We start from the raw sequence: 15761 nt of genomic DNA, 5'->3' as shown, positions 1-15761 counted from the left end.
CTTCGCACAGGCTTGCCGCAAAACTGAACCTCCTACGCGCGCAAGGGCACTGCCGGGCGCGGAATGCCCCGATTCAATGGTCATAGAGAATGATTGAAGGAGCGCCGCATTGACCACTGCAGGTATGCCCAGACTGAAGTTGCGCCGGTTGGTCACCATGCTGGCGCTGGCAAGCGGAATCATTGCCTTCGTCAATACGCTGTACGCGGCCTATCTGGTCCAGCGCGAACAACTGATCGCGAACACCCTGGAGGCCAACCGCGCCTATGCGATCAAGCAGGCGGAAGTCACCGACCTGTACATCGAATCCATCCAGCGCCAGTTGACTCTCGCCGCCAACCGCGCCCCAGCCCTGCTGGGCTCCAGGCCCGCCATGGAAGATGAACTGGCGCGCCTCGTCCATCAAACCGACGGCGTCATGACCGCGGCCATCACCGACAAGAACGGCACCATCCTGGCCACCGCGCCGGCCCATCTCGGCATGGAAGGCAAGACGCTGGTGCCCCAGCAGCTGGCGTCCGGCCCTCAACGGCTGGAGGGGCGGATATCCGCGCCTTACATCGGCATGGCGGGACATCTGATCCTGGCTTTCTCCGAGCCCTTCCTGGACACCGGAGGAGCCTATGCCGGCACGATCGTCACCGCCATACCCCTGAGGCAGGGCAACGAGCTGGACAAACTGGTCGGAGACCACTTCTACCGCGACGGTTCCTATCTGTACGTGGTCGATGGCGAGGGCAACATCATCTATCACAAGGACAAGGAACGCATCGGCACCAGCGAGAGGGACAACGCCGTGGTCGAGGCCGTGCTGCGAGGCGAGACCGGCGCCATGCCCGTCGTCAATACCCGGGGCACGCACCTGCTGGCCGGGTACGCTGCCCTCAAGCATGCGGGCTGGGGCGTGGTCGCGCAACGCCCCTTGGACGAAACGCTCCGCCCCCTCCAAAGCCTGACCTACAGGATCGTGCTGTACGCCCTGCCCGTGGGGCTGATCATGTTCCTGGCGATCTACCTGCTGGGCCGCTGGATCTCCAGACCCCTGGAAGAACTGGCGCAGGTCATCGAACGGGACCAGCCCGGCGCGACGGCCGACGACCTCGGCAGGATAAAAGGCTGGTACTACGAAGCCGCCCGGCTGAGGAATGCCGTGACGATGAGCCAGCATTCGCAGAACCAGCGCATCGACAAGCTGAACTCCGACACCATCACCGACCCGATGACCGGCCTCATCAACCGCAGGGGACTGGCCCTGCAGGTCGCCAAGCAACAACAAGCGCGACAGGCATTCGCAGTGCTCGCGCTGGACCTCGACCACTTCAAGCGCGTGAACGACACCTTTGGGCATGCGGCCGGCGATCAGGTGCTGATCGCCCTGGCAGGCATACTGCGGACCAGCATCCGCGGAGAAGACATGCCTTGCCGCGTCGGCGGCGAAGAATTCCTGGTACTGATGCCGGACGCCTCGCCCGCAATCGCGGGGAAGGTCGCGGAACGCATCAGGTCGGCAACCGCAGGCCACACGATGCCGCAGGCAGTCGGCCACATCACGGTTTCCATCGGAGTCGCACTCTGGCCAGCGGACGATCCCGCCATCGAGCAAGTCCTGGTCAAGGCCGACCAGGCCTTGTACAGGGCAAAGCATTCGGGGCGCAACCGGGTGGAGGCCTGGTCGACAACCACCGCCATGAGATCGGACGGCGTTGGTACCCGGGAAGGATAGGTCACGACCGCCTCCCCGCGCCGCCGCCGGATGCTTACTCCAGTTCTTCGATGCTCTTCAGCCGAGTGGGTTGTTTAACTAAGCCGGACGATCCTGCCTTCCGGCGAGTTCTGCCGAAGGGCAACGCCAAGGCCACGCAGTCTTAGCCTTGATCGGCGGGGCGCCGCGTATAGCCCGCGGCCAATGCGTGCGCGACGCGTTCGGCGTATCGCTGCATGACGGCAGCCAATGTCTCAAGGTTCTTGGATTTCAACCGCTGCAATGGCCCGGTTACGCCGAGGCTGTAGATCACACCAAGGTGTTCCAGATGCACCGGCACGCCCAGTGCAGCCAGGCCCTCATCGATTTCGCCGATGCACGTCGCATAACCCTGCTGGCGAACCACCGCGTATTCCTCCTTGATGCGGTCGCTATCGATGCATGTATGCGCGGTAAGGCGCGGTAGCGGTTCCGCCAACGCGGCATCGATGACATCGGGAGCTTGAAACGCAAGTATTGCCTTGGCCGATGCGGCGGCATGCGGCGCCATGCCCTTGCCTGGCAGCACGAACCCGCGCCAAGGCGTATCGGGCGCTTCCATCAGCACCGAGGACACCCGGTGGTCGCCGTGCAGCTTCGCCAGATAGCAGGTTTCGTCGGTTTCGGCCGCAAGATCCGCCAAGTGCGGCCTCACGACCGCGCCGATCCACTCCGTGTCCGCGCTGGCATACGCAAGCCGCTTCACCCGCGCTCCCAACACGTAGGTGCTGGAGACCAGATCCACAAGTTGCGAGTCCTGCATGGTGCCAAGCAGGCGATGCGCGCTGGTCTTGGGAAGCGCCAGCATGCGCGCGATCTCGGTCAGCGCCAATCCATCGGGAAAAGACGCAAGCAACTCAAGGATGCGCATGTAGCGCTCCAGCGGGGGAAGTTTGGAATCTTGGCTCATAGACGTTCCTTGAAGGCCGGATTGTAGGGGCGGCAGAACGCCCATGCCGGGAAAACCCGGTCTTGCTGTCCATGCCAGCAGTTTTTTATTATACCGAAAAAAGGAACGTTGTACCGATTTTCGGAACGCCTACGAGTCCATTGAAAACAACCAAGGGGAAAGCCGCCCCGCCTTCAACGTCAATCGTTACAGGAGCGCAGCACCATGTCCATCAAGCACATCCTCACTCTCACTCGCCGCATCCTTCCGGCGATTACCCTGGCAACCATGGCCGGCGCCGCCTGCGCGCAAAATGTAATCGTGGGCGCCACGGTCCCCCTCACCGGCCCCTTGTCGTTGACCGGCAAGCAGTACTTCAACTCGCTCAAACTGGCCGAGGACGACATCAACAAGGCAGGCGGCCTGCAGGGCAGGCCGGTCAAGTTCGTGTTTGAGGATGCCCAGGCCTCCAACGGCACCGCGGTCAACGCCTATGTGAAGCTGGCGCAGGAGAACAAGCCCGCCTTCACCTTCCTCACGAGCTACAGCACCCAGAACATGGCCGTTGCGCCGGAAGTGGCGAAAGCCGGCATTCCCGCGATGTATGCCGGCGGCGCCGACGCCGTCGCGGACCTGCGCAATCCCTGGATGTTCCGCATCCGCCCTCAGGACAGCACGGCGGCCGTCGCCATGGCGCGATTCATCAAGGACGAGCTCAAGCTGTCCAAGCCCGGCATTCTCTATATCCAGAATGATTTCGGGCAGGGCGGCGCCAACGCCGCAGCAGCTTTCCTGAAAGACCAGGGCATCACCCCCGTCGGCACCGAAGCCTATGGCCAGAACGACAAGGACATGTCGGCGCAGATCCTCAGCCTGAAGAACAAGGGCGCCGACGTCATCCTGGCTTTCGTCTATCCGCAAGACGGCGCAATGGTGCTGCGCCAGATCAAAATGCTCGGCCTCAAGCAACCCGTCGTGGCCTCGTCGGCCGCCTTTGTCCCTGCCGCGATGCAGCTGCTGTCGCCTGCCGATCTGGATAACGTCTGGGGCGTGATCGACACCTACCTGCCCGCGACCGACAAAGGCAAGAGCTATGCGGAACGCTTCAAGCAACGCTTCTCCATGGACGCCGACCCCTACGGCGCCGCTTACTACGACGGTGCGATGCTGATGGCCCAGGCCATCAACGCCGTTGGCGCCGATCCGCAAAAACTTCAGGGTTATCTCCAGGACCTGAAGGGCTACCAAGGCGTTTCGCACGTCTACAGCTTCGATGCCAAAGGCAATGGGGTGCACGATGTTGCCATCGTGAAGTTCGCCAAGGGAAGCAAGGACATGCAGTTCATCAGCACCATCAAGGTCGACTGAACATGGCCGGCGCCACAAGGGGAACACCATGCAGGAAATGATCCAACTGCTGGTCAACGGCGTCGCGCTCGGCAGCGTCTACGCCTTGGCCGCGCTGGGCTTCGTCATTGTGTATTCGGCCACCAGCGTGGTGAACTTCGCCGCAGGCCAGTTCGTCATGCTGGGCACCTTTTTCGGGGTCAGCACCATCATCCAGGCGCAGTGGCCCGCGGCCCTGGCCTATCCCGTGGCCATTGCGATGATGGCGGCCTTCGGCCTGCTGTTCTATGCACTGGTCCACCTGCCGCTCCAGAACCGCCCCGTCGTGACGGTCATCATCGGCACGGTCGCCGCCGGCATCGCCATGCAGAACGGCGCGCTCCTGGTCTGGGACGCCTGGCCCTTCCGCATGCCTTCCCCTTTTGGCGATGGCACGATCAGCCTGGCCGGCGGCGTCATCACGGTACATGCGCTGGCCACCATCGTCATCACGTTGCTGTTGATTGTCGGGCTCTACGCGCTCCTGCACCGCACCTCCCTCGGACGTTCAATGCGGGCGGTGGCGCAGGACGTTGAAACCGCAAGGCTTATGGGCCTGCCGGTGCGCATGTTGCTGGGCTTCGCCTGGCTGCTGGCTGCCGTCTTTGCAGGCTTCGCAGGCCTGTTGGTGGGGCCCATGTGGTTCGCCGACGTCAACATGGGCGACGCCGTCGCGCTCAAGGCCTTCGCCGCCACCATCATCGGCGGGTTCGGCAGCGTGCCCGGCGCGATAGCGGGCGGACTGGTCGTGGGCCTGATCGAAATCCTCGGCGCGGCGTACCTGTCTTCCACCTACAAGGACCTGCTGGCCTTTGGAATCATGATTCTCTTCCTGCTGCTGCGGCCGCAGGGCATCTTCGGCGAACGCATCGCCGATCGGGGCTGACCATGAAACGATCCCATCTGCTCTGCGGCCTGGCTGTCCTGGCGCTGGCCGCCGCCCTGCCTCTTTTCACGCAGGGCTACGGCAACCGTCTTGCCAATACCGCCGTCATCTCGGCCATTGCCGTCATCGGTTTGAACTTCGTTTTCGGCTATGCGGGGCTGATCTCGCTCGCCCACGCCGCCTTCATGGGCGTGGCCGCATACACGGTGGCCGTGCTGACCACGTCCCACGGTTGGAATCCCTGGCTGGCGGCGCTGCTCGCCATTGCCGCCACCTGCCTGGTCGCCTATGTCACTGGCCGCATCCTGCTGCGCTTGAAAGGTCACTACCTGGCGTTGGCGACCTTGGGATTGAACGTCAGCTTCACCATCGTCGTTTCCAACTGGATCGACATCACGGGCGGCACGAATGGCATATCAGGCATTCCGCCGCTCACGCTGGGCGTCATCAAGCTCGACGACGAGCCCAGCTTCTACCTGTTTTCGCTGGCGGTCCTGACGTTGCTCGCGCTGCTCGCCGCCCGCATCCGCCACTCCCACGCAGGCCGCACGCTGATGGCGGTGCGCGACGACGAGCTGGCTTCGGCCATGACCGGCCTGCCGGTCACCGAAGTCAAGGTCGCCGCCTTCACGCTAGGCGCAGCCTACGCTGCGGTGGCCGGCTGCCTGTTTGCCTTCCACATCCGCTTTGTTTCTCCCGAGGACTTCAACTTCTCCCACTCCATCATTTACCTGGCCATGCTGGTCGTGGGCGGAGAAGGCAGCATCATCGGAGCGATTCTGGGCGCGGTGAGCGTTACCCTGCTGCCCGAGCTGCTGCGCGGCGTCGGCAACGCCTATCTGCTGGTTTTCGGCATCCTGGTGCTGGTCATCCTGATCGTGCTCCCCCGCGGCCTGATCAGTTTGATCGATCCGGCCACCTACCGCCGGCGCGCCAAACGCGGGAACCGCGGCGTTGTGCATGGAGGCAGCCTGTCATGAGCCTCATGCAAGTACAGAACATCAGCAAGCACTACGGCGGCGTGCAGGCGCTTTCCAATGTCAGCCTGGACATCGGCGCCAACCAGTTCTACGCCATCATCGGTCCGAACGGCGCCGGCAAGAGCACCTTGCTCAATGTGATGACCGGCCTGGTACCTCCGACGTCCGGCCAGGTCAGATTCGACGGCAAGGTGCTGACGGGGCTGCCCACGCACGCAATCATCCACGCGGGCATAGGCCGGATATTTCAAAGCGGCCGCCTGTTCACGCGTCTCAGCGTCCTGGAAAACGTCATGTTGGGTGCTGCGATGCGTGACCCGCGCTCGCTGAGCGCGCTGCTGCTGCGCCCCAGGTCCACCCGGGAACGCGAGAAGACCGCCCGCGATGCCGCCTACGAAACCCTGCGTCAATTCGACCTGCACACGCTCGCCGACCGCAGCATAGGCTCACTTTCCTATGGCAACCGCCGCCTGGTCGAAATGGCGAGGGTCATGGTGGCGCGCCCCCGGCTGCTGTTGCTGGACGAACCAGCGGCCGGCCTGAACTCCGGCGAGGTCGAGCAATTGATGGACCTGCTGCGACGCCTGCGCGAGCAGCACCGCCTCTCCGTCGTGCTGATCGAGCACAACATGGGCATGGTGATGCGACTGGCCGAGAACGTGGCAGTACTCAACTTCGGCGCCAAACTCGCCGAAGGCACACCCGCCGAGGTGCAGTCCGATCCCGCGGTGCTCGAAGCCTATCTTGGAGGAGGCTATCAGCATGTTGCAGTGTAGAAACCTGGGCGCGGCCTACGGCGACATCGTCGCATTGCGCGCTATCGATCTCGACGTTCGCGCCGGTGAAGCCGTGGCGCTGATCGGCGTCAACGGCGCCGGCAAAACCACGCTTTTGCGCGCGATTTCAGGGTTGCTTCCCACGACGGGCGCACTGAATTTCGACGGCGGCTCCCTGGATGCCTGGCCAATCCAACGCCGTGTAAAGGCGGGCATTGCGCACGTCCCGGAAGGGCGGCGGATCTTTCCGGGCCTCACCGTGAAGGAAAACCTGGAGGTCGGCGGCTCGGTGCGCGGCGGCGGATCCAGCGAGGACTTCGACCGCGTCTATGACCTCTTTCCACGACTGAAGGAGCGGGCCAGCCAGCTGGGCTGGTCCTTGTCTGGCGGCGAACAGCAAATGCTGGCGATCGGCCGCGCCTTGATGGCGCGTCCGCGTCTGCTCCTGCTGGATGAACCGTCGCTCGGCTTGGCGCCGCGCCTGGCCGAAGAAGTCTATGCCCGCATCGCCCGTATCAATGAGGGCGGCATGACCGTCCTGCTGGTCGAGCAAAACACCGTGCTCGCGCTCGGCGTGGCCAATCGCGGCTACGTCATCGAAAACGGCAGCATCGTGCTGACCGACACCGCCGAGACGCTACGTCGACACCCGCGCGTCCGGGACGCTTACCTGGGCCGCTAAATCCTGCTTGAGAGAAACCATGTATCCCGATCCCTCCTCCCGTTCACAGGCATTGCACACGCGCGCCAAGCGCTCCCTTCCGGGCGGCAATACCCGCACGACCGTCTATCTGTCGCCGTACCCCGTGTACGCCGCGCATGGCGCCGGCTGCCGCGTCCATGACGTTGACGGCAATGTATTGATCGACTGCATCAACAATTTCACTGCGCTTATCCATGGTCATGCGCACCCCGCGCTGGCCTCTGCAGCGCATCGCCAAATTGATCTGGGCACAGCCTTCGGCATGCCGACCGAAAGCGAAATTGCGCTCGCCGAACTGCTGGCCGAACGCGTGCCGGGCATCGAGCAAATCCGCTTCACCAATTCCGGCACCGAGGCCGTCATGATGGCCCTGAAGGCCGCCCGCGCCTATACCGGTCGACCCAAGATCGCCAAGGTAGAGGGGGCCTATCACGGCTCGTACGATTATGCCGAGACCAGCCTCGATGCGAGTCCCGCCAACTGGGGCGAGGCGGCCGCGCCCGCGTCCGTGGCGCACTCGCTTGGAACGCCACAGGGCGTGACCGCAGATGTCGTGGTGCTGCCCTTCAATGACAGCAAGGCCACCGAGGCCCTGCTGCGGGCAAATGCCGCCAGCCTGGCCGGCGTACTGATAGACCTGCTACCCAACCGCGTCGGATTGATTCCCGCCAGCGCCGAATACCTGGAAATGCTGCGGCGGGTCACCACGGAACTGGGCATCCTGCTGATCGTCGATGAAGTCATCACGCTGCGCCTGGCGTCCGGCGGCGCGCAATCGCGTCTGGGAGTCACCCCCGATCTGACCACCGTCGGCAAGATCATGGGCGGCGGCTTTCCCATCGGAGGCGTGGCCGGACGCGCGGACGTAATGGCCGTCTTCGATCCCAGCGCCGGCCGCCCTGCAGTCCCCCACGGCGGCACCTTCTCGGCCAATCCCGTCAGCATGGTGAGCGGGCTTGCCGCCATGCAATTGCTGGATGAGGCAGCCTACGCCCAGCTCGACCGCCACGGTGACATGCTGCGGCAGGGATTGAACCAGGCTTTCGCCGACACCGGCATCGCTGGCCAGGCCACCGGACTGGGATCACTGATCAAGCTGCATCTGAAAGCAGACAAGCTCACCAGCTACCGCGATGCCTACCCCAGCCCCGAACAGGCGCGGGCCATGGCGCGCTTCAACCGCGAAATGCTGAACCGCGGCGTCCTGATGGCCAGCTATGGACTGATCGCGCTGTCCACGCCCATGCAGGACCCGGACATCGCACAGATCATCGAGACCGCGCATGAAGCGCTCAATGTCTTGCGCCGCGAGGAGGTGCTGGCATGACGATCACCGTAGGCATAGACGTAGGCGGCACTTTCACCGACCTCATCCTGGTGGATGACGCATCCGGCGCGGTACGCATTTCCAAGGTTCCCAGCACGCTGGAGAATCAGGCGTTTGGCGTGCTCGAGGCGCTGCGCCGCACCGGGGTCCCTCTGGAACGCGTAGACAGCATTGTCCATGGCACCACCACCACAACCAATGCCGTGCTTGAACGCAAGCTCGCCAAGGTCGGCCTGATCACCACCGAAGGATTTCGCGACGTGCTCGAACTGGGCCGGCGCACGCGGCCGCATGCTTATGGGTTGACGGGCAGTTTCGTGCCGCTGATTGCACGTGAGTTGCGGCGCGAAGTCGCTGAACGCATGGACGCCCAGGGCAATGTGCTGACTCCGCTGGACGAAGAGGCTTTCGTGGCCCGGGTGCGGGAATTGGTGGAGACCGGCGTGGAAGCCCTGGTCATACACTTCCTGCATAGCTACGCCAATCCCGCCCATGAGCTTCGCGCCCTGGAACTGGCGCGCCAGCACTGGCCCAACGACTACATCACCGCCGGGCACACCATCATTTCCGAGTTCCGCGAGTTCGAACGCGGCACCGCCGCCGCCGTCAACGCCTCGGTGCAGCCGATTCTCGACCGCTACATCGACCGCCTGCAGAACAGCCTCACGGCGGCGGGCTTTCGCAATGATCTGTTGGTTATGCAAGGCAATGGCGGGACCGTCTCGGCGCGCACCATCTCGCGCGCGGCCATCAATACCGTCATGTCCGGGCCGGCCTCCGGAGTCATGGCCGCCGCCTATTCCGGCAGGATGTCGGGCTACCCGAATCTGATCACGTACGACATGGGTGGGACGTCCTCCGATGTCGCTCTCATCGAAAACAGCATTCCCAAGGTATCCAGCGAACTGGAGCTCGAATACGGCATGCCCCTGCACGTGCCGATGGTCGATGTCCATACCGTCGGCGCGGGCGGCGGATCCATCGCCCGAGTGCAGGCTGGCGGCTTGCTGCGCGTTGGACCCGACAGCGCCGGCGCCCGCCCCGGTCCCATCTGCTATGGGCGTGGCGGCGAACTGCCCACCCTGACCGACGCCAATCTGGTGCTGGGACGTCTCGACCCAGACCGGCTGCTCGCCGTCGATCGCGCCGTCAGCGTGGACGAGGTTGCGGCACGCATCGAAGAGACCATCGGCCGCCCCCTGGGCCTGGACGCCGTGCAGGCTGCGGCGGCCATTCTGCAGATCGGCAACAACAATATGGCGGGCGCCGTGCGCCTGGTCAGCCTCGCGCGTGGCTATGACCCGCGCGACTTCGCGCTCTTCGCCTTCGGCGGCGCGGGGCCGCTGCATGCCGTCGCGCTGGGGCGTGAACTGTCCATACCGACCGTGCTCATTCCCGTGCGGCCCGGCCTGACCAATGCTCTGGGCTGCCTGGTGGCGGACGTGCGGCACGACTTCGTCAAGTCATTCAACAGACCGCTGAAGGATCTGACGGACGCCGATCTGCAAGCCTGCCTGCATGACCAGATCGCCCTTGGGCATGCCGCGATCGAACGCGACGGCATCGCCGTCTCGGACATCGAGATCTTCCACCACGCGCAGATGCAATTCCAGGGCCAAAGCCACCTGCTGACGGTCGCTGTCGACGCGGGCGCCGCCACGGTCACCCAATTGCAAGAGGCCTTCGCCCGCGCCTACTGGCAACGTTTCCAGGTCGAACTCTCCGAGCTTCGTCCGGTGCTCGTGACGCTGGACACCAGCCTGGTAGGCAAGCGTTATGCCATATCGCTGGACTCGCTGCGCAGCACGGGCGCCCCGGCCGCCGCGCCACGACGCCGCCAGGTATGGTTTACAGAGACCGGCTGGATCGACACGCCCATCTACGCGCGCGAGCATATCCCCGCCGAAGGCCTGCATGGCCCCGCGATCATTGAACAGTTGGACGCCACAACCGTCATCGACCCAGGCGCGCATGCCCGCGGCGACGACTACGGCAACCTCATCATCACTCTCTAGGGCAGATGCATTCCCATGACCCATATCGACCCCGTGACGCTGACCGTCATCCAGAGCGGACTTCATCAGGTGTGCAACGAAATGGACCTCGCGCATTGCCGTGCGGCCTTCTCGCCCATCATTTCCGAATCGCAGGACCGGTCCAACGGTATTTACCACCGGGACAGCGGTGAACTGATTGCTCAAGGAGAGCTCGGCCTGCCCATATTCGTGGGTACCATGCAGTTCTCCACCCAGGCCGTGATCGCCTTGGCCAAGGATATCGCCCCGGGCGACATCTTCATGGTCAACGATCCCTATCTAGGTGGTACACATTTGATGGACGTGCGCTTCGTCAAGCCCTACTTCTATCGCGGCAAGCTTTACGCCTGGCTGGCCAACACCGGCCACTGGCCCGACATGGGCGGCATGGTTCCCGGTGGATTCTCCGCTCACGCCACCGAAATCGAGCAGGAAGGTCTGCGTCTACCCCCGGTCAAACTGTACAAGAAGGGGGAGTTGGATCCGGAAATCCTGTCCATCCTCATGTCCAACATTCGCATCTCCGAGCAACGCATCGGCGACATCAAGGCCCAGGCCGCCGCGCTGGCTATCGGCGAACGCCGGTTGACTCAGCTGCTGGACCGATACGGCCTGGACACCGTCGATGCCGCCATCGCCGAACTCAAGCGCCAGGCTTCCGTCCAGACACGCGCCGTGATCACCGCCATCCCCGACGGCGAGTACCACGGCCAGGCCTTTCTGGATTCCGACGGCGTCCAGGACCAACCGCTGAAGGTGTCCGTTCGCATCCGCAAGGAAGGCGAACTCATGAACTTTGACCTAAGCGAATCCAGCCCCCCCTGCGCGGGCCCCATGAATAGCGTCATTGCCACCACGCGCTCTTCCATTTACCTCGCGATCAAGCACGTTTTCCCGGAACTGCCCATCAACGCGGGCCTGTTCGAGCCGCTGCGTATCCAGGATCCCGAAGGCACTTTCCTGTATGCGAAGTATCCCCGGCCGGTATCCGGTTGCGCGGCGGAGGTCAGCCAGCGCATCGCCGAGGCGGTCTTCGACGCCTTGCAGAAGGCGATTCCGCACCGCCTGTTCGCCGCCCCCGCGGGCACGACAGCCAACCTCGCTATTGGCGGGGACGATCCCATGCACGGACGCTCCTATGTCATGTACGTGATTTCTGGAGGCGGCTATGGCGGCCATCCGGGAGGCGACGGGCTGACCAATGGCTGCTCCACCATCGGAATATCCAAGGCGGCCCCTGTCGAAGTGCAGGAACAGTTGTATCCCATACTCTTCGAGCGCTACGCAATCCACGAAGGCTCAGGCGGGCGCGGCGAGTTCCGCGGGGGCATGGGCATCCACTATCGCATCCGCCTGCGGGCGGGCTCGGCGCGGGCGTCCATGGTCATGGATCACGGAAAATTCGGCCCGCCCGGCGCCGCTGGCGGCGAGGACGGCGGACGCACGCGGGTCACGGTCTATCGAGACGGCACGGCCTACGTGCCGGCCCATGTCTCCAAGGATCAGGGAATCGCCATGCAGGCAGGCGACGTAATTGAGGTCTACACGCCCGGCGGGGGAGGTTATGGCGACCCCGAGCGACGTTCACCGCTCGCCCGTGAAAACGATATCCGACAGGGCTATTACCCTGGTTGATCGAGATTCGCGCATGAAGCGCGACAAACGTTGTCCACACGGCAGCCGCGGAGATCGCTCCGCGGTGTCGACGCCCGCGCTTCCAGTTTCTGACATTCCTCTTTACTTTCACCCGATGACTATTCTTCATTAGACGGTTTTCACCAGCCGCCTAAAATCCCGGCCAGGGTCAACCCATATAAAAAGACCGTGGAGACAAGATGAAGAATGCCGTGCCTGGCGGGTCCTCCTTTATCACCCGACTCAAGTATCTTGCGCTGGCCGGCCTGTTGATGGCTGCCTCGAGTCATGCGCAACAGCAACCGGCCAAGCTGGTCGTGGGCCTGCCCGCAGGCGGCTCCTTTGACACCATCGCCAGAATCGTGGCGGAAAAACTTCCCAGCTATCTGGAGCGGCCCGTGGTGGTGGAAAACCGCCCTGGCGCGCAGACGCGCATCGCCATTCAGGCGGTCAAGGGCGCGGTTCCGGACGGCAACAACCTGCTGGTCGCGCCCGGCGTGGCGATCTTTCTCTATCCGCATCTGTTCCGCCAGCTGAGCTACGACCCCTTTACCGATCTCAAGCCAGTGACGCAATTGGTGAGCTGGGACATCGTGCTCGCCGTCGCGGCGGATAGCCCCATCGCCTCGTTCGAGGAATTCCGCGCCTGGACCAGACAGCATCCCGACAAGACGTTCTACGGCACGTCTGGTACGGGCAGCCTGCAGCATTTCCTGGGAGTATCGCTGGCCAAACGACTGGGCACGCCTCTGGAGCACATCGCGTTCAAAGGCGGCAAGGACGCGGTTACCGCGCTGCTTGGGGGCCACATCAACGCCATCGTGATGGATGCTGGCGAAGTGGTGCCGCTGGCCCAAGCCGGCAAGCTGCGCGTGCTGGCGACCTTCAGCGCGCAGCGTGAACCTGCCCTGCCGCAAACGCCAACCATGCGCGAGCTGGGCCTGGGCGAACTGGAAACCTCCGGCTGGGCTGGACTGTACGCGCCAGCCGGCACGCCCGAGCCGGTCGTCCACAAACTGAACGCAGCAGTAAATGACATCCTCGCGCTGCCCGACGTGGCACGACGCATCGCGGAACTCGGCATGCGTCCGGCGGGCGGCACGCCGCAAGCCGTCGATGCGCTGGCACGCGAGCAACTCGAGCAGTGGCGCGATACGGTGGTCCAGTCCGGCTTCGTAGTCGACTGAACCTCATCGCGCCCTCCAATCCTTCCCTATCGTCGGATCTTCACCCCATGTTTGCATTGACCACTCTCGACATTGCCGCTCGCCCCGTCGCCTGCCTGGAAATCGACGGCAGGAACTACCCATTGGCCGCCTGTGCCAAATTACTGGACCTGCCGGCTCTGGACACGTCGGTCCGGGACCTCTTCGAAGACTGGCCGCGCTCGCTGGCGCTGCTTGAACAGGCGGCCGCCCGCCGGGCGGCGCTCGCGGGCCACGAGGTCACCGGGACAGTACGGCACCTGGCCCCGCTGCAGTACCCAGGCAAGGTGCTTTGCGCCGGCGCCAACTACCACGACCATCTGGCCGAGATGAATGTTCCTGACGCGGCGAACAAGTCGGCGCAGCGCCTGTTCTTTTTTTTCAAACCGCCGCGCCAGGCCGTGGTTGGAGAAGGTCCCACGGTGCGCATGCCTATCGATTGCCAGCGCCTGGACTGGGAGATCGAACTTGCACTGGTTATCGGCAAGACCGCCAGGAATGTGAGCCTGGAAAATGCACTGGAGCATGTCGCCGCCTATACCGTTGCCGTGGACATGTCGGCACGCGATCTCAACAAAGCGCCCGACACCTTCTACAAGCTGGACTGGGTGGCCGGCAAAGCCCATGACACGAGCTGCCCGCTGGGCCCCAGGCTGGTGCCCTCAGCATTCATCCGCGACCCCATGGACCTGGGCCTCAAGCTCAGTGTCAACGGTCAGATCAAACAGGATGCCCGCACCAGCGGCATGGTGTTCGACATCCGGGAACAGCTGGTGACCCTGAGCCGCATCATGACGCTGGAGCCTGGCGATCTGATACTGACTGGCACGCCCGCCGGCGTGGGCGCGCCACAGGGCACGTTCTTGAAGGTCGGCGACGAAGTCAGTGCCACGATCGAAGGCATCGGCACGCTGGCGGTACAGATACAAGCATCACGCTGAAATCCCGGCCTGACCGTGGCCGCTCTCTTCTTCATGAGGCAGTTCCATGCAGTCGCTTTTTTCTCCCCTGCCCGCGGTAAGCGGCGACGCGATCTTCGCGCTGGTTGAAGCATTCCAGAACGACCCAACCCCCAATAAAGTCAGCCTCAGTATCGGCACCTACTTCGATGAGAATGGCAATATTCCGGTGATGCACGCCGTGCGCCAGGCTCGCGACATGCTCGCGCAGGCAGGCACGCCGCACCCCTATCTGCCCATTCCCGGATCGGCGGCGTATCGCGACGCCGCCAGATCCCTCGTCTTCGGCGCGAATGGCCCGGAACCCGACCGCGTGGTGACCGTGCAAAGCGTGGGCGGGACCGGTGCCTTGAAAGTGGGTGCGGACCTGCTGCGCCGTACCTGCCCTGAAGCCGCCATCTGGGTCAGCGATCCAACCTGGGAAAACCACGGCCAGATCTTCCGTCAAGCGGGATTCGCCGTACATGAGTATCCCTACTACGATGCCGCGACCGCCACCGTGCGCTTCGCGCAGATGCTGGCCGCGCTGCAGGCCTTGCCGAAGGGCTCCATCGTCGTACTGCACGCCAGTTGCCACAATCCCACTGGAGTGGACCTATCCTCGGAGCAGTGGGAAGCTTTGACCGGGCTGTTCGAGCGCCAGGGCTTGATACCCTTCTTCGATCTGGCGTATCAGGGATTCGGCCAAGGCCTGGAAGCAGATGCGGCGCCCATCCGGATGATGGCGCGCGCCGGCCTGGAGTGCCTGGTCGCCAGCTCCTTCTCGAAGAACTTCTCTCTGTATGGCGAACGTTGCGGCGCTTTGCATATCGTTTGCCATGATGCCGCCGCCGCCGACCGGGCACTGGGCCAGGTCAAATCCCTCATCCGTGGTAACTATTCGACCCCTCCCACGTTCGGCGCCGCGCTCATTGCCTGCGTCTTGAACGATACCGAGCTGCGGCGACTCTGGGCCGAAGAGTTGGAGCAGATGCGTAAGCGGCTAGCCGGCTTGCGCACACGCCTGTCCGCCACCCTGGCACAACTGACCGGCGAGGCCGACGCCTGGCAATACATTGAACAGCAGCAAGGGCTATTCAGCTACCTGCGGCTTAACCCTCTGCAAGTCGAATCGCTACGCCAGGAACATGCCGTCTACCTGCTGAAGTCCGGCCGGTTGTGCGTGGCCGGCCTGACGGATGGCAACATCGATTACGTAGGACGCGCCATTGCGGCCGCCGCGCGGCGCTGAACGCCCT

The 15761-nt window shown here is 63.7% G+C and carries 13 protein-coding genes; 12 read left to right on the top strand and 1 reads right to left on the bottom strand.

Going from position 1 to position 15761, the window contains the following annotated elements; genetic code table 11:
• Nucleotides 1–109: 109 nt before the first annotated feature.
• Nucleotides 110–1723 carry a diguanylate cyclase gene (locus VCS63_RS06550; RefSeq protein WP_149063641.1) on the top strand — a complete coding sequence of 538 codons (1614 nt, stop codon included), beginning with the start codon at nucleotides 110–112 and terminating at the stop codon, nucleotides 1721–1723.
• 142 nt (nucleotides 1724–1865) lie between these two features.
• Here the strand turns inward: VCS63_RS06550 and VCS63_RS06545 are convergent, their stop codons facing one another.
• Nucleotides 1866–2651, bottom strand: coding sequence for an IclR family transcriptional regulator (locus tag VCS63_RS06545; protein WP_323878986.1), 786 nt, complete (start codon nucleotides 2649–2651; stop codon nucleotides 1866–1868).
• A gap of 204 nt (nucleotides 2652–2855) precedes the next feature.
• On the opposite strand from VCS63_RS06545, the gene VCS63_RS06540 reads away from it, so the two are divergent.
• The 11 genes from VCS63_RS06540 (at nucleotide 2856) to VCS63_RS06490 (ending at nucleotide 15754) form a co-directional block, all read left to right on the top strand.
• Nucleotides 2856–3998, top strand: a complete 1143-nt coding sequence (locus tag VCS63_RS06540; RefSeq protein WP_323878984.1) for an ABC transporter substrate-binding protein — start codon at nucleotides 2856–2858, stop codon at nucleotides 3996–3998.
• A 28-nt stretch (nucleotides 3999–4026) separates the two neighbouring features.
• Complete coding sequence (locus VCS63_RS06535; protein ID WP_042795305.1) at nucleotides 4027–4902, top strand: branched-chain amino acid ABC transporter permease; 876 nt, start codon at nucleotides 4027–4029, stop codon at nucleotides 4900–4902.
• A gap of 2 nt (nucleotides 4903–4904) precedes the next feature.
• Nucleotides 4905–5882, top strand: a complete 978-nt coding sequence (locus tag VCS63_RS06530; RefSeq protein WP_063639491.1) for a branched-chain amino acid ABC transporter permease — start codon at nucleotides 4905–4907, stop codon at nucleotides 5880–5882.
• Complete coding sequence (locus tag VCS63_RS06525) at nucleotides 5879–6658, top strand: ABC transporter ATP-binding protein (protein WP_063639490.1); 780 nt, start codon at nucleotides 5879–5881, stop codon at nucleotides 6656–6658. Before VCS63_RS06530 ends, VCS63_RS06525 begins: the two co-directional genes overlap by 4 nt.
• On the top strand, nucleotides 6645–7340 hold the full coding sequence (locus VCS63_RS06520; protein ID WP_063639489.1) for an ABC transporter ATP-binding protein: 696 nt from the start codon (nucleotides 6645–6647) through the stop codon (nucleotides 7338–7340). The genes VCS63_RS06525 and VCS63_RS06520 overlap by 14 nt, the downstream gene beginning before the upstream one ends.
• A gap of 19 nt (nucleotides 7341–7359) precedes the next feature.
• Complete coding sequence (locus tag VCS63_RS06515; protein WP_323878983.1) at nucleotides 7360–8688, top strand: aspartate aminotransferase family protein; 1329 nt, start codon at nucleotides 7360–7362, stop codon at nucleotides 8686–8688.
• On the top strand, nucleotides 8685–10703 hold the full coding sequence (locus VCS63_RS06510; protein ID WP_063639487.1) for a hydantoinase/oxoprolinase family protein: 2019 nt from the start codon (nucleotides 8685–8687) through the stop codon (nucleotides 10701–10703). The genes VCS63_RS06515 and VCS63_RS06510 overlap by 4 nt, the downstream gene beginning before the upstream one ends.
• Nucleotides 10704–10718: 15 nt before the next feature.
• Complete coding sequence (locus VCS63_RS06505) at nucleotides 10719–12359, top strand: hydantoinase B/oxoprolinase family protein (protein WP_323878980.1); 1641 nt, start codon at nucleotides 10719–10721, stop codon at nucleotides 12357–12359.
• A gap of 200 nt (nucleotides 12360–12559) precedes the next feature.
• The gene (locus tag VCS63_RS06500) at nucleotides 12560–13546 is read left to right on the top strand and encodes a Bug family tripartite tricarboxylate transporter substrate binding protein (protein ID WP_323878978.1); all 987 of its coding nucleotides are present in this window, start codon (nucleotides 12560–12562) and stop codon (nucleotides 13544–13546) included.
• Nucleotides 13547–13593: 47 nt separating this feature from the next.
• Nucleotides 13594–14505 carry a fumarylacetoacetate hydrolase family protein gene (locus VCS63_RS06495; RefSeq protein WP_063639484.1) on the top strand — a complete coding sequence of 304 codons (912 nt, stop codon included), beginning with the start codon at nucleotides 13594–13596 and terminating at the stop codon, nucleotides 14503–14505.
• Between the two features lie 46 nt (nucleotides 14506–14551).
• Nucleotides 14552–15754: an aromatic amino acid transaminase gene (locus tag VCS63_RS06490; RefSeq protein WP_063639483.1), complete on the top strand. Its 1203-nt coding sequence runs from the start codon at nucleotides 14552–14554 to the stop codon at nucleotides 15752–15754.
• Nucleotides 15755–15761 lie beyond the last annotated feature (7 nt).

The organism is Achromobacter sp. D10, from assembly GCF_035282245.1.
In the GTDB taxonomy this organism is placed as follows: Bacteria; Pseudomonadota; Gammaproteobacteria; order Burkholderiales; family Burkholderiaceae_B; genus Achromobacter; species Achromobacter insolitus.
Note: the sequence above shows the minus strand (reverse complement) of the source record. Positions and strands in the feature narration are given on the sequence as shown.